General features: G+C 71.9%; 20 protein-coding genes. 11 read left to right on the forward strand and 9 right to left on the reverse strand.

Features of this window, described 5'->3' with window-relative positions; genetic code table 11:
• The first annotated feature begins 17 nt into the window (after window positions 1-17).
• From IPJ59_RS22995 to IPJ59_RS23010, 4 genes are all read left to right on the forward strand, one after another.
• A complete protein-coding gene (locus tag IPJ59_RS22995; RefSeq protein WP_293273306.1) occupies window positions 18-560 on the forward strand; it encodes a ferritin-like domain-containing protein in 543 nt (180 codons plus the stop codon).
• A 2-nt stretch (window positions 561-562) separates the two neighbouring features.
• Complete coding sequence (locus IPJ59_RS23000) at window positions 563-1,048, forward strand: GAF domain-containing protein (RefSeq protein ID WP_293273307.1); 486 nt, start codon at window positions 563-565, stop codon at window positions 1,046-1,048.
• 28 nt (window positions 1,049-1,076) lie between these two features.
• A complete protein-coding gene (locus IPJ59_RS23005) occupies window positions 1,077-1,967 on the forward strand; it encodes a hypothetical protein (RefSeq protein ID WP_293247506.1) in 891 nt (296 codons plus the stop codon).
• A gap of 137 nt (window positions 1,968-2,104) precedes the next feature.
• A complete protein-coding gene (locus tag IPJ59_RS23010) occupies window positions 2,105-2,548 on the forward strand; it encodes an ATP-binding protein (protein ID WP_293247503.1) in 444 nt (147 codons plus the stop codon).
• On the opposite strand, the gene IPJ59_RS23015 is transcribed toward IPJ59_RS23010, so the two are convergent.
• Genes IPJ59_RS23015 through IPJ59_RS23040 form a run of 6 tightly spaced genes read right to left on the reverse strand, consistent with a single transcriptional unit; the run spans window position 2,517 to window position 7,799 of the window.
• A complete protein-coding gene (locus IPJ59_RS23015; protein ID WP_293273308.1) occupies window positions 2,517-3,401 on the reverse strand; it encodes a PAS domain-containing protein in 885 nt (294 codons plus the stop codon). The genes IPJ59_RS23010 and IPJ59_RS23015 overlap by 32 nt on opposite strands.
• A gap of 42 nt (window positions 3,402-3,443) precedes the next feature.
• Entirely contained in the window at window positions 3,444-4,550 is a 1,107-nt protein-coding gene (locus IPJ59_RS23020; protein ID WP_293273309.1) for an STAS domain-containing protein, read from the reverse strand.
• 1 nt (window position 4,551) lies between these two features.
• Window positions 4,552-4,974 carry an STAS domain-containing protein gene (locus IPJ59_RS23025; protein ID WP_293247494.1) on the reverse strand — a complete coding sequence of 141 codons (423 nt, stop codon included), beginning with the start codon at window positions 4,972-4,974 and terminating at the stop codon, window positions 4,552-4,554.
• Between the two features lie 4 nt (window positions 4,975-4,978).
• Window positions 4,979-5,548, reverse strand: a complete 570-nt coding sequence (locus IPJ59_RS23030) for a SpoIIE family protein phosphatase (protein ID WP_293247491.1) — start codon at window positions 5,546-5,548, stop codon at window positions 4,979-4,981.
• On the reverse strand, window positions 5,548-6,174 hold the full coding sequence (locus IPJ59_RS23035) for an ATP-binding protein (RefSeq protein ID WP_293273310.1): 627 nt from the start codon (window positions 6,172-6,174) through the stop codon (window positions 5,548-5,550). The genes IPJ59_RS23030 and IPJ59_RS23035 overlap by 1 nt, the downstream gene beginning before the upstream one ends.
• Window positions 6,171-7,799: an ATP-binding protein gene (locus IPJ59_RS23040; protein WP_293247485.1), complete on the reverse strand. Its 1,629-nt coding sequence runs from the start codon at window positions 7,797-7,799 to the stop codon at window positions 6,171-6,173. The genes IPJ59_RS23035 and IPJ59_RS23040 overlap by 4 nt, the downstream gene beginning before the upstream one ends.
• Before the next feature lie 224 nt (window positions 7,800-8,023).
• On the opposite strand from IPJ59_RS23040, the gene IPJ59_RS23045 reads away from it, so the two are divergent.
• From IPJ59_RS23045 to IPJ59_RS23065, 5 genes are read left to right on the forward strand one after another with little or no spacing between them, the layout of a single operon-like run.
• Window positions 8,024-8,638: an RNA polymerase sigma factor gene (locus tag IPJ59_RS23045; RefSeq protein WP_293247482.1), complete on the forward strand. Its 615-nt coding sequence runs from the start codon at window positions 8,024-8,026 to the stop codon at window positions 8,636-8,638.
• Window positions 8,635-9,840 carry an outer membrane protein assembly factor BamD gene (locus IPJ59_RS23050; RefSeq protein ID WP_293273311.1) on the forward strand — a complete coding sequence of 402 codons (1,206 nt, stop codon included), beginning with the start codon at window positions 8,635-8,637 and terminating at the stop codon, window positions 9,838-9,840. The genes IPJ59_RS23045 and IPJ59_RS23050 overlap by 4 nt, the downstream gene beginning before the upstream one ends.
• Window positions 9,841-9,888: 48 nt before the next feature.
• Entirely contained in the window at window positions 9,889-11,157 is a 1,269-nt protein-coding gene (locus tag IPJ59_RS23055) for a hypothetical protein (protein WP_293273312.1), read from the forward strand.
• Between the two features lie 9 nt (window positions 11,158-11,166).
• Window positions 11,167-11,829 (forward strand): YiiX/YebB-like N1pC/P60 family cysteine hydrolase, encoded by a 663-nt coding sequence (locus IPJ59_RS23060; RefSeq protein ID WP_293273313.1) that lies wholly within the window; start codon window positions 11,167-11,169, stop codon window positions 11,827-11,829.
• Window positions 11,830-11,874: 45 nt separating this feature from the next.
• Entirely contained in the window at window positions 11,875-13,533 is a 1,659-nt protein-coding gene (locus IPJ59_RS23065) for a formate--tetrahydrofolate ligase (RefSeq protein WP_293273314.1), read from the forward strand.
• 21 nt (window positions 13,534-13,554) lie between these two features.
• Here IPJ59_RS23065 and IPJ59_RS23070 read toward each other — a convergent pair whose 3' ends face one another.
• Window positions 13,555-15,210, reverse strand: a complete 1,656-nt coding sequence (locus IPJ59_RS23070; RefSeq protein WP_293247467.1) for a PAS domain-containing sensor histidine kinase — start codon at window positions 15,208-15,210, stop codon at window positions 13,555-13,557.
• A gap of 169 nt (window positions 15,211-15,379) precedes the next feature.
• Between IPJ59_RS23070 and IPJ59_RS23075 the strand changes: the two genes are divergently transcribed.
• Window positions 15,380-16,585, forward strand: a complete 1,206-nt coding sequence (locus tag IPJ59_RS23075; RefSeq protein ID WP_293273315.1) for an FHA domain-containing protein — start codon at window positions 15,380-15,382, stop codon at window positions 16,583-16,585.
• A gap of 344 nt (window positions 16,586-16,929) precedes the next feature.
• Here IPJ59_RS23075 and IPJ59_RS23080 read toward each other — a convergent pair whose 3' ends face one another.
• Window positions 16,930-18,342 carry an amidase gene (locus tag IPJ59_RS23080; protein ID WP_293247462.1) on the reverse strand — a complete coding sequence of 471 codons (1,413 nt, stop codon included), beginning with the start codon at window positions 18,340-18,342 and terminating at the stop codon, window positions 16,930-16,932.
• 206 nt (window positions 18,343-18,548) lie between these two features.
• Here IPJ59_RS23080 and IPJ59_RS23085 point away from each other — a divergent pair, with 206 nt between their 5' ends.
• The gene (locus IPJ59_RS23085) at window positions 18,549-18,731 is read left to right on the forward strand and encodes a helix-turn-helix domain-containing protein (RefSeq protein WP_293247459.1); all 183 of its coding nucleotides are present in this window, start codon (window positions 18,549-18,551) and stop codon (window positions 18,729-18,731) included.
• A 97-nt stretch (window positions 18,732-18,828) separates the two neighbouring features.
• Here IPJ59_RS23085 and IPJ59_RS23090 read toward each other — a convergent pair whose 3' ends face one another.
• A complete protein-coding gene (locus IPJ59_RS23090; RefSeq protein ID WP_293273316.1) occupies window positions 18,829-19,641 on the reverse strand; it encodes a hypothetical protein in 813 nt (270 codons plus the stop codon).
• Window positions 19,642-19,762 lie beyond the last annotated feature (121 nt).

Raw genomic sequence — 19,762 nt, forward strand, 5'->3', positions numbered from 1 at the left:
TTTATCTTCCGGCGACCATGGCCCCCCAAGACAAGCCCTTCCTGACCGACATCAAGACCCTGAGAGAGCGCGCCCGCCAGCACATCGAGCGCGGCGCCGTGACCTCCGGCTACACCGGGGACCGCGAGACGATCCTCCGCCTGCTCGGCGAGGCCCTGGCGACCGAGCTCGTGTGCGTGCTCCGCTACAAGCGCCACTTCTACATGGCCTCGGGCCTCCACGCCGACTCCGTCGCCGCCGAGTTCGCCCAGCACGCCACCGAGGAGCAGACCCACGCCGACCAGCTCGCCGCCCGCATCGTCCAGCTCGGCGGCAAGCCCGACTTCAACCCCGACAGCCTCACCAAGCGCAGCCACGCCGAGTACGTCGAGGGCGAGACCCTGCGCGAGATGCTCAAGGAGGACCTCATCGCCGAGCGCATCGCCATCGACAGCTACCGCGAGATGATCGCCTACATCGGCAAGGACGACTCCACCACCCGCCGCATGCTCGAGGGCATCCTGGCGATGGAGGAGGAGCACGCCGACGACCTCCAGTCCCTGCTCGAGACCAACACCTGACCATGCACACGCTCGCGATCCACCCCGACGCCGACCGGGCCGAGCTCTACCGCGACCTGCTCGCCAGCATCCGCGCCCTGGTCGCCGACGAGCCCGACCTGATCGCCAACCTCGCCAACATCAGCGCCGCGATCAAGCAGGCCCTCGCGCCCGTCTCGTGGGTCGGCTTCTACCGCCAGATCGGCCCAGATCTGGTCCTGGGCCCGTTCCAGGGCAAACTCGCCTGCACCCGCATCGGCCCCGGCAAGGGCGTGTGCGGGGCCGCGGCCGCCCGCCGCGAGACCCTCGTCGTCCCCGACGTCCACGCCTTCCCCGGCCACATCGCCTGCGACGCCGACACCCGCAGCGAGATCGTCGTCCCGATCGTCCGCGCCGGCCAGCTGCTCGCCGTGCTCGACCTCGACAGCGAGCGAGCCGCCGCCTTCGACGCCGTCGACGCCGCCCAGCTCGAGCAGATCGCCGCCCTCGTCGCCGACCTGGCCTGGTAGCCCGCCGCCCTGATAAGCTCCCGCCGGCATGATGATCGTCACCGGCACGAAGCGCTCCGGTACCTCGATGTGGATGCAGATCCTCATCGGCGCCGGCTACCCGATCATCGGCGAGGCGTTCCCGATGCGCTGGGAGCACACGATCAAGGCCGCCAACCCCGAGGGCTTCTACGAGTCACACCTCCGCCGCGGCATCTTCTACCGCACCAACCCGCACCCCAAGACCGGCGCCTACCTGTTCCCCGAGCAGGTCGCCCACCACGCGGTCAAGGTCTTCATCCCCGGCCTCGTCCGCAGCGACCGCGCCTTCATCGGCAAGGTCATCGCCACCGTCCGCGAGTGGCGCGAGTACGAGTCCTCCATCGCCCGCCTCTACGCCATCGAGGACGAGTCCCGCCGCGCCGAGGGCAAGGGCGCCCTCATCCCCGAGGAGCGCATGCCCGGCGCCCTCGAGTGGTGGTCCGAGAACTTCGCCCTCGTCCGCGACATCGCCGTCCGCCGCTACCCCGTCCACGTCCAGACCTACGAGGGCCTGCTCAAGGACCCCGAGACCGTCATCCCCGCGGTCCTCAAGTGGCTCGGCCGCGGCGACCCGGCCAAGGCCCTCGCCGCCGTCAAGCCCGAACACCGGACCCAGAAGCGCCCCGAATCCACCTCCGTCGAGCCCGAGGTCGCCGAGGTCTTCGACACCTTCTACGCCGCCATGCACGCCGGCAAGGGCCTCGACGCGCCGCTCCTGCAGAAGCTCAACGACACCAACGAGCTGCTCGCCCCCCGCATCGCCCAGCTCCACCACCGCCTGCGCGAACAGAACCGCCGCCGCGCGGTCCTCCGCGCCAAGCTGAAGGCCGAGCAAGCCGCCACCGGCGCCCCGGTCGACGACAGCCACGAGGACGACGAGACGGAAGAGTCGACCTGAGCGGCGAGCTCACCCGCGGCAGGCCGAACCACCGTCGACGTGTCGGTCAATTGTCCGCTGTCCGCTCGCCACGCGCGCCGCCACGACCTGTCCCTTGAGACAGCCGCCGCGTCACCCGTGCGTGTTATCCATGCATGGTGTCGTCGCAGCGCTACGTCGTCCGCGTCGAGGCCGACGTGTACACCGCCCGGCACGCCGCCGAGCGGCTCGCGCGGACCGAGGGCTTCGCCCGCATCGCCGCCCAGGAGGTCGCGCTCATCACCTCCGAGCTCGCGTGGAACATCGTGCGCCACGCCGGCCGCGGCACGATCTCCTTCACCCTCGTGATCGACCCCGAGCACGGCCCCGGCCTCGAGATCCACGCCCACGACCCGGCGCCGCCGATCGCCGACCTCGCCCTCGCCCAGCGCGACGGCCACACCGCAGGCGGCCCGATCCCCCACGAGCTCATGCTGCGCCGCCGCGGCATCGGCAGCGGGCTCGGGGCCGTGGCCCGCCTCGGCGACCGCCTGCTCCAGCGCCCCGACGGCGCCGGCAAGTGCCTGAGCGTCACCCGCTTCCTGGCAAGGCCGCAGCGCTGACCGACGTAGCCGCCCCGCCCTCGACCCTCGTCACCCGCAGGCCCATCGCCCGCATGCAGTACTTGAGCCCCTCCCGCAGGCTGCGCAGCGTGATCACGCCGTGCATGTCGAGCCCCAGCGCGACGATGATCTGCGCGACCGACGGCTGGATGCCGGTGATGACGCAGCGCGCCCCCAAGAGCCCCACCGCGCGCATCACCTTCAGCAAGTGATCGGCGGTCGCCGTGTCCACCGTGTCGACGCCCGTCAGGTCGACGATCGCAAACTTCGCCCCCGTGCGCGCCACCGTCTCGAGCAGCGAGTTCTTCATGTCCGCCGCCCGCATGCTGTCGACCAGCCCGACCACCGGCATGGTCACGATGTCGTCCCACACCTGGATGATCGGCGTCGACATCGAGTGGATCGCGTCCTGCTGGGCCTCGACCCGCTGCCGCAGCTCCTCCTCCACGCGGCGATAGTCGGCCTCGAACTGGGACGACAACACCAGCGCCTGCTCGCGCTCCGCCAGCGCCTCCTTGTAGGGCGTGATGTCCCGCGCACACGCGTAGAGCAGCCCATCCGGGCCCGCCGCCGCCGCGGTCCACGACAGCCAGCGGTACTCGCCGCCCTGGTGGCGGTAGCGGTTCTCGAAGCCCACCAGCTCGGCGCCCTGGAACAGCTTCGCCGCCGCCGCGGCCGTCGCCTCACGGTCCTCGGCGTGCACGAAGTCGACGAAGGGCCGCGCCCGCAGCTCCGCCAGCGAGTAGCCGAGCACGCGGGCCCACACGGGGTTCAGGTCGACGAAGTAGCCGTCACGGTTGGCGGTCGCGAGCATCTCGAGCGAGACCTGAAAGAAGCGGTCGTAGTCAGCCATGGCGCGGGTCCTCGGCGGGCGTAGCGGGGAGCGATGCGAACACTACGGGCTCGGGCGACGCGCCCCGCGCCCGCTCTTGTTGGCGATGCAGGCCTGGAGGGCCTCCTTGAGGTTGGCGTAGGTCGGGATGCCCGTCAGGTCGACCCCGAGGTCGACGATCGTCTGGGCCACCAGCGGACCGATCCCCGAGATGATGCCGTTGGCCCCGAGCAGCTGGACGCCGCGGATGAGCCGCACGAAGTTGTCGGCGGTGTAGGTGTCGACCGTCTCGACGCCCGTGACGTCGATGATCGCGTGGCGCGACTTGGTCTGGATGATCGTCTCGAGCAGCTTCTCCATCATGCGGCTGGTCCGATCGCCGTCGACCGAGCCGATCACCGGCACCGCCAGCACGCCGTCCCACACCTGGATGATCGGCGTCGACAGGGCCTGGATCGCCGCCTGCTGCTGGGCGATGATGTCGAGCTTGTCGCGCAGCTCCTGCACGCTGCGGTCGCGCTCGGCCAGCGCCCGCATGTGCGCCTCGCCGGTGCGCCGCAGCTCGACCAGCACCCGCTGGAGGTCCGCGCTGGTCGCCTGCTCGCTCCGCGCCAGCTCGGCCAGCTCGGCGTCGAGGTCCCGCTCCGACACCTCGACCACCACCTCGTCATAAGGATCGCCCTCGGCGACGAACATGGTCTGACGACACCAGCAATTGGTCCCGAACAGGCGCGTCCCGTACGCCGTGAACTTGCCGGCGATCAGCCCCGCCCCCCAGTTAACGCCGGTGTTGCGCTGGAGCAGCCCCTCCCAGCCGTCGTACACGCGAAACACCGCCTGCCGGGCCGCACGGTCGACCTCGACGCACTCCCAGCGGCCCCAGCCCGCCGTGTACGCGAACAGGTTCAGCCGGACGAAGCCCGCCTCGAAGCTGGGCTCCGCCGCGATGATCTCCCAGTCCTGATCGACCCCGCGCTGGCCCTCGGCCTGCATCGCCAGCGAGAAGCGCTGCAGGCCGACCATGTTGACGAAGCCGCGCAGCAAGCTGGCCAGCGAGCTGTCGCGGAACATCATCACGCACGGCACGCCCGCGATCGAGAAGCCGCCGTGCTCGAGGTCCCAGCGGAACTCGAGGCCCTCGATGGTGATGGTCGGGTGACGCAGGTCCATATCAGCCGTTCTCCTGAAGCTCGCCGCCGAACTCGTCCTCGGGCTCGATGTCCGTCACCGTCGCGGTGACGCCGAGTCGCACCAGCGCGTCCTCGAGGGTGAGCGCCGTCTGGGCCAGGCGGAAGTCGGCCCCCATCGTCTGCAAGGTCATCGCGATCGGCGCGCTCATGCCACAGATCACGGTGGGCGTGCCCATCAGCTTGGCCGCGGCCGCCAGGTTGGCGATCACGTGGCACAGGTGGCTGTCCATCGTCCACATGCCGGTCACGTCGATCACCAGGCCCGCGGCCGCCGTGTCGCGGATCGTCCGCAGCACGTCGTCGACCAGCACCGCCGCCGTCTCGTCGGTCACGTCGCCCTGCAGCGGGACGACGATGCGCTGCCAGAGCTGGATCACTGGGATGCGGTTCTCGTACATGCTCATGGCTTCATACCTTTAGATCACAGGCCACCACGGTGGCGTCGTCGCTCGGTTTGCGGTGCTCGCGGATCACCGCCTCGCACAGGTCCTCGACGCTCAGGTGGAGCATCGTCTCGAGCGGGCTGCGCTGCGAGATGCCGTCGCTGAACAGGACCAGGCGGCTGTCGACCGCCAGCTCCGCGCGGCACATGCGAAACTTCTGGACCCGGGCGCCGAGCACCCCGGGGCTCAGCAAGATCGGCAGCTTGCCGCCGAAGCAGCGCAGCTCGACGTTGCCGACCCCGCAGCACACGATCGTCGGCCCGTGCAGCAGGCACACCGTCGCCGCCGCGCCCCGGGTCCCACGCAGCGCAGCGTGCAGCCCCTGCATCCCGAGCTCGAGCTCGGCGCAGAGCGACATCGTCGCCAGGAACGCCGAGGCCCGCGCCGACGCCACCGCCGCCGCCTCCCCGTGCCCGAGCCCGTCGATCACCGCGACCAGGATCCGGCCCTGCTCCTGGCGCAGCACCACCGCGTCGCCGTTGGCGTGCTCGCCGTCCTTCGGGACGCTGCGCTGGGCCGTGCGCCAGGTGGACATCAGTAGTTCACCTCGACTTCCACGCGGGTGCCCGCCGGGCTGCTGTCGATACGGAACTGATCCGCGAGGCGCTTGGTCCCCAGGATGCCGAGCCCGAGCCCGCTGCGGCTCTTGTAGCGCCCGCCGAGGATCTCCTCGAGGTTGACGATCCCCGGCCCCTGGTCGCGCGCCTCGACGTGCACGCAGCGGCGCGCCGGCCCGCACTGCCGCAGCGCCAGCTGGCCCCGACCCGCGTAGCTGATGATGTTGCGCGCCAGCTCGCTGACGATCGTCGCCAGCTTCTGCACCACCAGCGGCGAGACCCCGAGCGCGTGGCACAGGTCGCGCGCGGCCAGCCGGGCCCGGGCGATGTCCGCCTCGATCCGCAGCTCGAGCTCGATCGCCTCGACCTTGCGCGACGAGCCCAGACGCGTCAACTCGGCGACCGCCGCCCGCGTGTCCGCCTCGCCGCAGAACATCCGCAGCCCCTCGGCCAGGCGCGCCATCAGCTGCGTCGCCGGCGTCGCCCCGCGCGCCCCCGGCGACTCGCGCCGCGCCCGGACCAGGATGCTCTGCGCCCGCGTCGGGCTCACGTAGCGCCCGAGCACCGCCAGCAGCGCCTTGTCGTCCTGCTGCGCCTCGCTCACAGGTTCACCTCGACCTCGATCCACGTGCCGGTCGGACCGGTGTGGATGCGAAAGCCGTCGGCCAACCGCTTGGCGCCCACCAGACCCATACCCCGCCCGTTACGGCTGACCCTCCGGCCCGCCAGGATCTCGTCGAGCTCGGGGATCCCGGCGCCCTCGTCGATCGCCCGGATGAACACACACCTCTGATCGGTCCCGACCGAACCGACGATCAGACGCCCGCCGCTGGTGTAGAGCACCATGTTGCGCGCCAGCTCGCTGACCACGGTGGCGATCTTCTGCAGCGCCAGGGGGCGCGCCCCCAGCTTCTGGCACAGCTCGCGCACCGCCATGCGCGCGCGCGCCACGTCGCGCTCCGCCAGCACCTCGATCTCCAGCGCCACCTCCGGCGCGCCGGCCTCGATGTGCACCGCCGGCAGCTCCGCGGTGAAGGTGGAGCCGCCGCCGGGCGTGCTGGCCACCCGGATCTCCCCGCCCAGCATGTGGCACAGCCGCTGCGTGATCACCAGCCCCAGCCCGGTCCCCTCGTAGCGCCGCGTCGACGAGGTGTCGACCTGGTAGAACTCGCGAAACAGCTGGCCCACGTGCTCCGGCGCGATGCCGATGCCCGTGTCGCTCACCGAGAACAGCAGCCAGGCGCGACCGTTGACCAGCTGCCGCTTCACCCGCAGCGACACCGTCCCGTCGTGCGTGAACTTGCCGGCGTTGCTCAGCAGGTTCAGCAGGCACTGCCGCAGCTTGAGCGCGTCCGATCGCATCGAGCCCGCCGCCGGGTCGAGCTCCACCCGCAGCGCGTTGCGGTTGCGTTCGATCCCCGGTCGCACCGCCGCCAGCACCTCGTCGACCATCGCCGCCACCGCGAACTCCTCGACGTGGACCAGCATCTTGCCGGCCTCGATCTTCGAGATGTCGAGGATGTCGTTGATGAGCTGCAGCAGGTGCTTGCCCGCCGCGCGGATCCGCCGCACGTCGCTGGCGAAGCCCTCCTCCTTGCGCTCGCGCAGCTCCTCCTCGATGAGCTCGCTGTAGCCGAGGATCGCGTTCAGCGGCGTCCGCAGCTCGTGGCTCATCCGCGCCAGGAACTCGCTCTTGGCCCGCGACGCCTCCTCGGCCGCCGCCGTGCGCTCGGCGATGCGGCGCTCGAGCGAACCGTTGAGCTCGAGCAGCGCCGCCTCCTCGCGGACCACGGCCTGCTCCGCCTGCACCCGCGCCGTGATGTCCTGCGCCACCGCGAAGACCCGCCCCGCCTCGCGATCGCAGAGCGCCTGCCATGCCAGCCAGATCTCCCGCCCGTCGTGGCCCACGTAGCGGTTGCGGAACGCGACCACCTCGCCCGCCCGCGCGTTCAACTCGCGGGCGCTGGCCGCCGTGGCCTCGCGATCGTCCGGGTGCACGAACTCGAGATAGCTGCGCGGCCGCAGCTCGAGCGCGGCCGCCCCCAGCACCTGCATCATCGGCCCGTTCGCCTTGACGAATCGACCGTCGAGGTCGAGCTCGCAGATCAAGGTCTCGCTCGCCGCGAGCAGACGGCGATAGCAGACCACGTCGCGCTCACCGAGCGGCGCACCGAGCCCCGTCGGCTCGCCCGTCTCGCCCGTCGCTGTGGTGCCCTGGACCCTGTCCATCCCGCCTGGCCGCCGGCTATTTTGCACCCAGCCGGCATCCCCACGATCGAAGAAAATGCCGCCTGTTCCCGCGCGCCCCAACGCCCCAGCGCCCGTACGACTGTCCACGTGCAGCCGCAGGCCGCCCCGGACCCGCCAGACCGTCTCACTTCCTGTGACAGGTCGGGAAAACCTCCTCACTCCCGGTAACATTGCCCGACCTTCGGGCAACCGAGGTGCTGATGGTGACGATCGCGCCAGAACCAACCCCAGACGCAGACGCCGACCTGCTCCTCGGCGCCCTCGTCGAGCGAGCCCGCGGCGGCGACATGCACGCCTGGGCCCGGCTCTACCAGGACCACTGGGCCCGCCTCCTCCGCCACGTCAGCTACCTGACCGGCGACGTCACCGCGGCCGAGGACCTCGTGCAGGAGACCTTCGCCCAGGCCCTCGCCAGCCTTATCCGCTTCGACGCCCGCGCCCCGTTCTTCGCCTGGCTGCGAGGCATCGCCATGAACATCGTCCGCAAGCACTGGCGCACCCGCGGCCGCCGCACCCGTGCGTACACAAGGATCGAGGCCGAGAGCGGCCTCGGCCTCGCCGCCAACGACCCCGAGAACAATCACCTGTCCAGGCTGCGGGCCCAGACCCTGCTCGCCGTCCTCGACGAGCTCCCCGAGCACCTGCGCGAGGCCTTCGTCCTCTGTGATCTGCGTGACATGTCCACCGAGGACGCCGCCCAGGAACTCGGGATCTCCCCGGGCAACCTCCGCGTCCGGGCCACCCGGGCCCGCGCGCGCATCCGCGTCGCCCTCACCGAGCTCGGCTGGCTAAGCCCGCCGTCAGGAGATAGCCCATGACCGACGACGACCTCGACGCCTTCCTCGGCGCGACGCGCCGCCACCTCGACGCCGAGATCGCCGCGAGCAACGCTCGCCCCGACCTCGCCGCCTCCGTCGCCCGCGCCCACGAGATCGATCCCGCCGCCGTTGACCCCGTCGCCGTCCGCGAGGTCGCCGATCTGCCGCCGATCGCCCAGCTCCGGCCCCGCCCCGCGTCTGGCCTTGAGACCATGTCCGATCGGACAGCCATCGCCCCCTTCGCCGCCGATCTCCGCGACCACATCGAGGCCGAGCTCGCCCGCGCGATCCACCGCGTAGCGATCGCCGGCCACAACCCGACCACCAGCAACGCCAGCACCAGCGCCGCGAACACGACCACCGCGAACACGACCGCGAACGCCACCACCGCGAACACGACCGCGAACGCCACCACCGCGAACGCAACCGCCACGCACGCCCCGCTCGTCGTCGCACCGGCTCGCATCCGCCGCTCCCTCGTCGCCGTCAGCCTCGCCCTCGCCGCCGCGCTGCTCCTCGCATTCGGCCTCCGCGGCGCCCTCGAGGCCCGTCAGGCCCGTCCGGGCGCCATCCCCGGCGCCGCCGCCCTCGCCGGCCGGCTCGGCACCAGCGACCACGTCGAGCCCCGCGACCCGGCCCGCCGGGCCCACGAACAGGCTGTCCCCAAGGACATCTTGCCTGTCCCCGAGGACAGCAACAATACACCTGCCCCGAAGGACAGCTTCACCACACCCGAGGGCCCCGAGGGCCCCGAGGACCCCAGTGCAGCGTCGAAGCGCGAGCCGCGTCCGCGCCCGCACAAGCCGGAGCGCGTGACCCCGCCGCCCACGCCCAGCGACACGGCCCCTGCAGAAGATCCGCTCTCGGCGCTCGACCGCGAGGCCCAGGCCCGCTGGCAATCCGGCGACCTGCGCGGCGCCGCCGACAAGTTCGCCGAGATCGTCCAGCGCGCCCCCGGCAGCCGCGCCGCCGAGACCGCCTACGGCGACCTCTTCGCCCTCGAGAACCAGCTGGGCGGCGACCTCGTCAGCCTGTGGCGCGCCTACCTGCGCCAGTTCCCGCGCGGCCGCTACGCCGACGACGCCCGCGCCGGCGTGTGCCGGCGTGCGCCCGCCGACGCCCGCAGCAGCTGCTGGCGGGACTACCTCGCCGCCCACCCGGACGGCGCCCACCGCCCCGAGGCCGAGCAAGCCGCCCCCTGAGCCGCTGCGCCCGCCCGCGATCCGTGACAAGTTCCCGCCGGAACTCCCGTGCCGCCCTCGCTCGTCCTCGCCGCCGTGATCGCCGCGCTCGCGCCTGTCCAAAAGGCCAGCCCCACGCCCGCGGTTCAACCTGTCCCAAGAGCCAGCCCCACACCCGCGGGTCAACCTGTCCAGAAGGCCACCACCGCACCGTCACCGGCCCCTCCGGCCAGCTCACCCGCCGCCGACCCGCAGCAGCCCGCCCGCCGCTTCACCGCGCTGGTCCTGCGCAACGAGGGCATCGCCCTCGACGGCCTCGCCGCGGCGCTGGCCCTGCGGATCCCGGACCTGCCGGTCGTCGCCGAGTCGCCGCGAGACGGCGCCCCCTTCGTCTTCATCGCCGTGCGCAGCGACCCAGCCACCCCGGTGCGCCACCAGCTCGGCGTGATCACCTCGGACGGCGCCGCCTACTTCCGTGAGGTCGACACCGGCGCCGACCCGCCCGCCCGCGTGATCGCCAGCGTGCTCGCCAACCTGCTGGTGTCGATCGCTGAGGGCAGCGTCCAGCCCGACCGCACCGACGTGCCGATACCCCCGCCCGAGACCCCGCTCCCCGAACCCGAGCCCGAGCCCGAGCCCGAGCCTTTCCCCACCCCGCCGCCTCCCGAGCCCACACCCGCACCTGTCCCAAAGACCAGCCCCGTCCCGACCCCGCGCTGGGACTACGGCCTGGTCCTCGCCGGCCTCGTCGACCTCGCCGGCCCGCCGCGCTTCGGCGCCGTCCTGGGCGGCGGCGGCGGCTCTCTCGGCCTCGACATCCGCGGCCGCCAAGGCGCCCTCCTCGGCCTCGAGCTCCGCGGCCTCGGCCGCGGCGTCGCCGAGCGCAGCCTCGTCCGCCTGCGCATCGCGGCCCTCGCCGGCTACGCGCTCCGCCGCGGCCGCTTCGAAATGCCGATCGCCCTCGGCATCAGCGTCGAGCCCTGGTGGGTCGACCCCACGATCACCAACCGCCCGCTGCTCGGCGCCCTCGTCCGCGCCTCCCCCGGCCTCTACCTCGCGCGCCCCCGCGGCCCCCTCCGCGCCCTCCGCGTCGGCCCGCGCATCGAGCTCGCCGGCAGCTTCGTCGTCGACGACGGCCCCCGCGTCGCCGCCATCTCGCAGGCCAGCACCACGGGCAACACCCCGCAGCTTCGCCTCGGCGGCCTCGAGATCAACCTCGGCCTCGAGCTCACCCTGTGGTTCGGCCGCCCCGCTCGCGCCCCTTCGCCCGCCCTGCGCCCCAGGGGAGCCCCCACGCGGCAAGCCCTCCGCGCGAGCCCCTTCGCCGCGAACCATTAGACTCACCCGGTGCTGCTGCCCCTCCGCGCCGCCCTCCTCGCCGCCGACCTGCTCGCGCGCGTGCCCACCGAGGTCGACCCCGCCGCCCTCCTCGACGGCGACCTCGTGCTCCACACCTCGCGCAGCAACCAGGCCCGCGCGATCGTCTGGGCCACCGCCAGCCCCTACGCCCACGTCGGCATCGTCGAGCGCCGCGGCCCCGCCGTCCACGTGCTCGAGGCCGTGCAACCGGTCAAGCGCACCCCCTGGTCGCAGTGGCAGCGCCGCGGCCTCGGCGGGCGCGTCACCGTCCTGCGCCACGCCGGCCTGCGCCCCGAACAACGCGCCGCGGTCGTGCGCGCCGCCGCGACCTACCTCGGCCGCCCCTACGACCTCCACTTCGCCCCCGGCGACGACCATATCTATTGCAGCGAGCTGGTCGTGCTCGCCTACGCCGCGATCGGCATCCCGCTCGGCAGCTCCACCCCCGCCGAGCAGCTCGGCCTGCACAGCCCGCCGGTGCAGGCCCTCCTGCGCCAGCGCTGGCGCAGCCACCCGAGCTGCGCCGGTATGCCCTCCCTCGCCGCCTGCATGCCCGCGCTCGCGCGCCTGCAAATCATCACCCCCGTCAGTCTGCGCCGCGACCCGAGCCTCACCCTCGTCGCCAGCAGCTACCCGCCAGCCCTCCGCTGAAATCACTCTGGTGGCCCGCGTCGCCCGCGTGGCAAAGTGCCAGCCATGTCTCCACGCCCGCTCGCCGAGCTCGCCCGCGGCCTCGACCTCGACCCGCAGCACCGCAGCTACCTCCCCTACGGCCACGACTTCGCCAAGATCGACGCCGCCGCCGCCGGCCCCGGCGGCCACGACGGCAAGCTGATCGTCGTCTCGGCCGTCACGCCCACCCCGCTCGGCGAGGGCAAGACCGTCACCTCGATCTCGCTGAGCATGGGCCTCAACAAGATCGGCGCCCCCTGCATCGTCTGCCTGCGCCAGCCCTCGCTCGGCCCCGTGTTCGGCAGCAAGGGCGGCGGCGCCGGCGGCGGCAAGGCCCAGGTCGTCCCGGCCGACGCGATCAACCTCGGCATGACCGGCGACGGCCACGCGATCGGCACCGCCCACAACCTCCTCTCCGCCATGCTCGACGCCCACCTGCGCCACGGCAACGAGCTCCGCCTCGACCCCACGCGCATCACCTGGCCGCGCGTCAGCCCGGTCAACGACGGCGCCCTGCGCAAGCTCGTCATCGGCCTCGGCGGCCCGCTCAACGGCGTCCCCCGCGAGTCCTTCTTCGAGATCAACGAGGCCAGCGAGGTCATGGCGATCGTCGCCCTCGCCCGCGACCGCGCCGACCTCCGCCGCCGCCTCGGACAGATCGTCGTCGGCCAGGACGTCACCGGCGCACCCGTCCGCGCCGAACAGCTCGGCGCCGCCGGGGCCATGAGCGTGCTCCTCCGCGACGCCCTCCACCCCACCCTCGCCCAGACCTCCGACGGCACCCCCGCCCTCATCCACGCCGGCCCCTTCGCCAACATCGCCCACGGCAACAACTCGATCCTCGCCACCCGCTTCGCCCTCACCCGCGCCCCCTGGGTCGTCACCGAGTGCGGCTTCGGCAGCGACCTCGGCCTCGAGAAGTTCATGCACATCAAGGCCCGCAGCGCCGGCCTCAAGCCCGCCTGCGTCGTCCTCGTCTGCACCGTCCGCGCCCTCAAGGTCCACGCCGGCGTCGCCAAGGTCGCCGTCGGCAAGCCCCTCGACCAGATCGTCTCCATCCCCGACGTCGCCGCCGTCGAGCGCGGCGCCGCCAACCTCCGCCACCACCTCCAAAACGTCCTCGGCTTCGGCATGCAGGTGGTCGTCGCCCTCAACCGCTTCCCCACCGACAGCGCCGACGAGATCGCCGTCGTCGAGCGCGTCGCTCGCGAGGCCGACGCCGGCTTCGCCATCCACACCGGCTTCGCCGACGGCGGCGACGGAGCCACCGAGCTCGCCCGCGCCGTCGTCGCGGCCGCCGAGCCCCGCACCCCCAGCTTCCGCTACGAGCTGAACCAGCCGCTCCTCACCAAGCTCGAGGCCCTCGCCCGCGCCGTCTACGGCGCCACCGACCTCGACATCAGCCCCGCCGCCCGCACCCGCGCCAAGCAGCTCGAGGCCTGGGGCTTCGGCGACCTCCCGCTCTGCGTCGCCAAGACCCACCTCGCCACCACCCACGACCCCGCCGACGGCGGCCTCCCGCGCCCCTTCTCCCTGCCCGTGCGCGACCTCCAGCTGCGCGCCGGCGCCGGCTTCGTCACCGTCCTCACCGGCGAGCTGACCACGATGCCCGCGCTGACCAAGCACCCCAACGCCATCGACATGGACGTCGACCCCGACACCGGCCAGATCCGCGGCCTGTAGCCCGAGTCAGGCCCGCCGCGCTCACAGCTCGCCCAGGTGCTCCGCCCCGAGCACCGGGATGCGCAGCGTGAAGGTCGTGCCCTCACCGACCTCGCTGCGCACCGTGATCTCGCCGCCGAGCAGCCGACACAGCTCGCGGGAGATCGCCAGACCGAGCCCCGTCCCGCCGTAGCGGCGCGCCACCGAGTCGTCCGCCTGCGAGAACACCTGGAACAGGTTGGCCAGCTTGTGCGCCGGGATGCCGATCCCCGTGTCGCTCACCGCGACCGTCAACCACTCGACCCCATCGTCCCAGCCCAGCGTCACGCGCAGCTCGATCGACCCCTTCTGCGTGAACTTGCTGGCGTTGCTCAGCAGGTTCAGCACGATCTGCTTGAGCTTGGTCCGGTCGGTCACGATCGACCGCTGCTCCGCCGAGCAGCTCACCTGCAGCCGGTTCTGGCCCTTGATCACCAGCGGCAAGATCGTGCTGCGCAGGTCCGCGACCAGCTCGCCCAGCACGAACTCCTCCGCCGACACATCCATCTTCGCCGCCTCGATCTTCGACAGGTCGAGGATGTTGTTGATGAGCCCGAGCAGGTGCTCCGCCGCCCCGCGGATGCGCTCCACGTCGGTCCGCTGCTGCGCCGCCCCGACCTCCTCATCCTCGAGCAGCAGCTCCGCGTAGCCGAGGATCGCGTTCAGCGGCGTACGCAGCTCGTGGCTCATGTTGGCCAGGAAGCGACTCTTCGTCAGGCTCGCCGTCTGCGCCAGCGCCTCGGCCCGCCGCCGCTCGAGCACCTCGAGCGCCAGCGCCTCGGTCCGCTCCGCCACCCGCTCCTCGAGCTCGTTGCGCGCCCGCAGCAGCTCGTCCTCCGCCATCTTGCGCCGCGAGATGTCCGTCACCGCCACCAGCGAGCCGCGGTGCTCCCCCTCCGCGTCGTACATCGGCTTGGCCGCGACGATCGTCCAGAACTCCGACCCGTCCTTGCGCCGCCAGCGAAAGTCGAACTGATCTTCCTCGCCCTCGCGCCGGCGCCGGAGGTTGTCCTTCGCCGCCGCCGCGCTCTCGTCGTCCATGTAGTCGAAGATGTGGCGCCCGATCATCTCCCCGGGCGTCGCCCGCAGCAGCCCCGCCAGCTGGACGTTGACGAACTCGATCCTCCCGTCGACGTCGTTGACAAGGATCCCGTCGTTGACCGTGTGGATCAGCGTGTGAAAATAGGCGCTGTCGCGACGCGCCGACTCGAGCGCCTCGCGCGTGCTCGCCAGCTCGCGCAGCGCCTCGACCCGCGCCGTCACCTCGCGGATCGCCGCCGCGAAGCCCTGCCCCTGCTGGTCCCGCCACGGACGGATCACGTGCTCGGTCCACAGCGTCGGCCCGCGCCCCCGCTGCCAGCGGACCACCAGCGTCCGCGGCTCGTCCGCCGCCAGCGCCTGCGCGTAGGCCAGGCGATCGTCCGGGTGCACCAGCCGCCACAGCAGCGACGGGTTGTCGGCCAACTCCGCAGGAGCCAGCCCCGACAACCCCTCCAGCGCCCCGACCACCTCGACCACCCGCAGCACCGGCTGCACCTGCATCCGCAACACCAGCGAGCCCGAACGCTGCAGCAGATCCGCCAACCACGACGCTTCGGACGCCGAAGGCTCACGCTCCCCCGTCGCCTCGCGTTCGTCCACCTCGCGCCGCGCCTCCACGCCGGTCCGAAGCTACGCCAAGCGCGCGCCGCAGAACACCCCTCCACAGCCGCGCACGCGCCGGCGAACGCCGTTCAGTTCGCCTGGACACCTCGCGCGCCACCGCCCTTGCAATCCGTGAGCCCCAGGCCGTTGACTCGCGGAGGCAAATGCGGCTGCCATGGCGGCCATGCAGTCGGCAAAGCTCCAGCTCGGCAGTTCCACGGTGTCGCTCGACGAACGCAACCCCCGCGTGCTCATCGGGCGCGACGCGTCCTGCGGCCTCGCCACCCCCGAGATCAGCGTCTCGCGCCGCCACGCCGAGGTGTCCTTCCAGGGCGACAGCCTCCTCGTCCGCGACCTCGGCTCCTCCAACGGCACGTGGATCAACGGCAAGCCAGTCGCCGCCGACCCGACCCCGATCCGCCCCGGCGACCAGGTCTTCCTCGGCCACATCCCCCTCGCCGTCGAGTGGGAGGGTGGAACCCAGGGTAAGACCGTCGTCGGCGAACTTCCGGCCGATCTCCGCGCCATGATCGAGGCCCACAAGAACCGGGCCCTCGGCGCCGCGCCGACCACGGCCCCGCAAAACCTCCTCCACGACCCGCCCATGCCCGGCGGACCCGCGGCCACCATGCTCGGCATCGGCGGACGCGAGGCCCCCCGCGCCGCCGAGTTCGCCTACCGCCGCCAGGGCTCCAACAACAACGGCGTCCTCCTCATCGCCCTGCGCAGCGACACCTACAGCAACGGCGCCGAGGTCGACGGCTTCCTCGAGTTCACCGCCCTCGACAACGAGACCATCGCCTCGATCATCGTCGAGCTGGTCGAACACCACAAGAAGGGCCCCAAGGACGGCCACGTGTGGGACCGGATGCTGGTCCGCCAGGGCCCGTGGCGGGCCAAGAAGAACGAGGTCGTGCCCCTGCCCTTCCAGCTGCGCGTGCCGCCGGGCACCTCGATGTCGGGCCGCGATGTCCACTGGGAGGTCCGCGGCTACGTCGACATCGAGTGGGCCTACGACATCTCCGCCGCCAGCCCGATCAACATGCGCAACATCGACGTCGAGCGCATCCGGGACTCCCTCGGCGCGCTCGACTACCGGATCGCCAACCTCGACCCCGAGCCGCTCGGCCAGCGCTTCACCGGCACCTTCCAGCCGCCGGTCCAGCTGCGCTCGCAGTACGGCATCACCGACATCAACCTGGCGGTCGAGTACCTCGGCACCAACCTCCAGATCATCCTCGAGGTCGAGAAGACCTCGCTCTTCAAGTTCGACCGCGAGGTCAAGCTCGTGTTCGACCTGGCCCAGTTCCGGTCGGCCCCGCCCTCGCAGCTGGTCGAGTTCCTGCGCCAGAAGATCGACGAGCTGATGGACCGCTCGCCCGCCTCGTGAAACGCCACGGCCCTCGCGAACACCGCGAGGGCCGATCGATCTGCCTGATCGACCCGCCCGATCCACGGGCGAGCCGGCGAACGAAGAAACCTACCCGACCAGCCGGTGGGTCAGGCGCCGCACCGAACGCGGCGCCGTCACGACGAACCACACGCCGGAGAGCACGTACACGGGGAGCTTGGAAAAGATGGACTGCATGGGAACCTCCTGGAGCTGCGTGGTTCGCGGGACCTCGCGTCCCTCGTCCGGGTAGCGCCCGCCGGGGGCGCATCGGATCACCGCCGCGAGGTCTTACCCGCGTGACTTGATCTGCAGGAGATCAACGGCGAGGCCCGAGCCTGCACCTACATGGAGGGCGCGACCGGGGACGCCATCGGGAACGCCTCCTCGAGCTGCCGCGACACCGCCAGCACCCAGTCGTCGCGCGTCTCTCGCCCCACCACCTGGACGCCGATCGGAAAGCCCTCGCTCGACATCCCCACCGGCACGCTCGCCCCCGGCTGGCCGCTCAGGTTGAACACCGCCGTGAACGACCCGTACACCGCCGCGGCCCGGAACGCCGCCTCGCCGTCCAGCGACGCCCACGCGCCGATCGCCGGCGGCGGCCCGACCACCGTCGGCGTCAACACCAGGTCCGCGTCACCGACCCACGCGTGCACCCGATGCGACAGCGCCGAGAAGATCCGCCGCGCCTGACCCGGCGGCACCCCGCGCCCCTGCTCGACCAACCAGCGCGTCGCCGGCTGCAACACCTCGAGCCGCGCCCCCGGCACACTCGCCAACATGTGCTGATACAGCGGGATGAACTCGTCGACGCTGCCCGGACTCATCGCCGACGCCTCGACCTCGTGCCCCGCGTCGGCCAGCCGCTGCGCCGCCGCGAGGGTCGCCGCCAGCCACTCCGGGTGTACCGGCGTGCCGTCGGGCGAGCTGGTCGCCAGCTTGACCCGCAGGCGCTTCGGCGGCTGCCTCACCAGCTCGGCGAAGCGCGCCGGCGGCCGCGGCAACCAGTGCGGTTGACCCACGCTGATGCCCGCCATCACGTCGAGCATCGCCGCCGCGTCGTCGACACAGCGGGCGAAGGGGCCGCAGGTGTAGAGCAGCGTGCGGTCGGGTTGCCCGTACGCGTTGGCCACCCGGCCGCGCGAGGGCTTGAGCCCGTAGACCCCGCAGAACGCCGCCGGGATGCGGATCGACCCGGCCCCGTCGCTGCCCTGGGCCACCGCGATCATCCCCGCAGCCACCGCGCAGCCCGAGCCTCCGCTCGAGCCGCCCGCGCTGTAGCCCGGCTGCCACGGATTTCTCGTCGGCGGGTGGATGTCCGGCTCCGTCACCGGCAGCGCGCCGAACTCCGAGGTCGCCAGCTTGCCGAGGATCACGAAGCCGCCGCGCCGCAGCTGCGCCACCGTCTTGTCGTCGACCGGCGACCACAGCCGCGGGAAGCTGCGCGAGCCGAAGCGCGTGCGAGACCCGCGGACGAAGTTCAGGTCCTTCACCGCCGTGGGCACCCCGCAAAACGGCGGCAGCGCGTCCACCTCGCCGCGCCGCCGCGCCCGTGCGATCTCCCGGTCCTTCGCCTGCGCGGCCCGACGAGCCCGGGCGTCGTGCACCTCGACGAAGGCCCAGAGCCGCGGGTTGTCGCGCGCGATCCGGGTCAGCGCCGCCGCCGTCAGCTCGAGCGCCGACAGCTCACCCCGCCGCAGCAGCCGCGCCTGCTCCGTCGCCGCCCCGAGCAGCAGCAAGTCGACGCTGCTCATCGCGGGCATGCCCCAGAGGACAGGTCAGGTTCGGCTTCGAGCATGCCCGCAGTGTCGCAGAAATCAGCCCAGCGGCGCCAGATCCACGCGCGACAACGTTCATTGTCCGCGGCGCCCGGCTTGGGTAGATTCGCTGCGGGATTGGGAGGGAACAGATGGTCCCACGTGGGGATAGGACGAAGACGCAGAAGCCCAAGGTCGATAATGTGGCCGCCCTCGACCTGCTGACGGTCGATGAGGTCGCGTCGACGCTCAGGACCAGCCGCAAGGCCGTCTACCACCGCATCGCCCGCGGCCAGATCCCCGCGGTTCGGCTCGGGCGCAGCGTCTTCATACGTCGCAGCGACCTCGCCAATTGCCTGATCGCCGGCGGCTGGAACGACGGCTGATCCACGCCATCGCAACCCATATCAGGGTGGCTCAGGGTGGCCAAGCCCAGCCCAGCCCAGTGGGACCCAGCCCAGCCCAATCCAGGGTGACCCAGGCTCACACCGCGTCGAGGAACGGCACCGTCGCGCGCGTCGCCTGGGCCTCGCGGCGGATGTCGCGGAACACCAGCGCGTAGCGGGCCTGCTCGGCGTGCACGCGTAGCCACGCGTCGAGGCTCGGCTGCAGGTGGGCGTCGAGCATGCGCTTCATCGCCGCGAGCGCCCGCTCGTAGCCCTCGGGCGGGGTCAAGTGGCCGTCGATCATCTTGATCAGCTCCGGCGCGCGGGCCTTGCTCTGCTCGCGCAAGCCGAGCCAGCGGTCGGCCGAGAACTCGATCGACGACTCGCAGTGGTCGGCGACCAGGCGGGCCAGCATCGTGAAGTCGCCGCGGTCGACCAGCTTCTCGATGAACGGGCTCAGCAGCGCGAACACCTCCGGCCTTATCGCCAGGATCTCGTGGCTCGCCTCGAGGCTCTGCCAGTCGTCGTCCTCCTCGACGAAGATCGCCCCGATCAGCCCCGAGGCCAGCGGCAGCGCGTAGGTCAGGTGCTGCAGGCCGAAGGTGATCGAGCGCCACTTGTCGTGCAGCTCGTGCATCCACAGCGTGTTGACCAGCGGCGCCAGCTGGTCGGGCGCCGCCATCAAGCGGGCGACCCGCATGCTGTCGCTCGCAACCGGCCCGTAGCTGTCGGTCACGCGCGCCTGCGTGAACAGCACCCGCCACTCGCCGCTCAGCAGCTCAATGCGGAAAAAGTCCTTGCCGATCAGCTCCAGCAGCTCGCTCCGGCTCGCCTCTGCGAGCCTTTGCATGAGCACGTCCTCGATCTCGAGGTACCGCTCGCTGCGGACGAGATATGCGTGGCAACGCAAGGTGCAGACGCTACCAAATTTTTCGCCGCGCTCGCCGATCGCATTTTGAGGCCATACACCGGGGATCTCGCAACCGTGCAAGCGAGCGAGCCCTGCGCTCCAGGTCACGCCACCTCGGCAC

Origin of the sequence: Nannocystis sp. (assembly GCF_016714285.1) — a bacterium.
GTDB lineage: Bacteria > Myxococcota_A > Polyangia > Nannocystales > Nannocystaceae > Nannocystis.

What these genes read in the sequence shown, in the direction of transcription:
- IPJ59_RS22995 (WP_293273306.1), top strand. Translation starts at nt 18, where the DNA reads ATGGCCCCCCAAGACAAGCCCTTCCTGACCGACATCAAGACCCTGAGA.
- IPJ59_RS23000 (WP_293273307.1), top strand. Translation starts at nt 563, where the DNA reads ATGCACACGCTCGCGATCCACCCCGACGCCGACCGGGCCGAGCTCTAC.
- IPJ59_RS23005 (WP_293247506.1), top strand. Translation starts at nt 1,077, where the DNA reads ATGATGATCGTCACCGGCACGAAGCGCTCCGGTACCTCGATGTGGATG.
- IPJ59_RS23015 (WP_293273308.1), bottom strand. Translation starts at nt 3,401, where the DNA reads ATGGCTGACTACGACCGCTTCTTTCAGGTCTCGCTCGAGATGCTCGCG.
- IPJ59_RS23020 (WP_293273309.1), bottom strand. Translation starts at nt 4,550, where the DNA reads ATGGACCTGCGTCACCCGACCATCACCATCGAGGGCCTCGAGTTCCGC.
- IPJ59_RS23025 (WP_293247494.1), bottom strand. Translation starts at nt 4,974, where the DNA reads ATGAGCATGTACGAGAACCGCATCCCAGTGATCCAGCTCTGGCAGCGC.
- IPJ59_RS23030 (WP_293247491.1), bottom strand. Translation starts at nt 5,548, where the DNA reads ATGTCCACCTGGCGCACGGCCCAGCGCAGCGTCCCGAAGGACGGCGAG.
- IPJ59_RS23040 (WP_293247485.1), bottom strand. Translation starts at nt 7,799, where the DNA reads ATGGACAGGGTCCAGGGCACCACAGCGACGGGCGAGACGGGCGAGCCG.
- IPJ59_RS23050 (WP_293273311.1), top strand. Translation starts at nt 8,635, where the DNA reads ATGACCGACGACGACCTCGACGCCTTCCTCGGCGCGACGCGCCGCCAC.
- IPJ59_RS23065 (WP_293273314.1), top strand. Translation starts at nt 11,875, where the DNA reads ATGTCTCCACGCCCGCTCGCCGAGCTCGCCCGCGGCCTCGACCTCGAC.
- IPJ59_RS23075 (WP_293273315.1), top strand. Translation starts at nt 15,380, where the DNA reads ATGCAGTCGGCAAAGCTCCAGCTCGGCAGTTCCACGGTGTCGCTCGAC.
- IPJ59_RS23080 (WP_293247462.1), bottom strand. Translation starts at nt 18,342, where the DNA reads ATGAGCAGCGTCGACTTGCTGCTGCTCGGGGCGGCGACGGAGCAGGCG.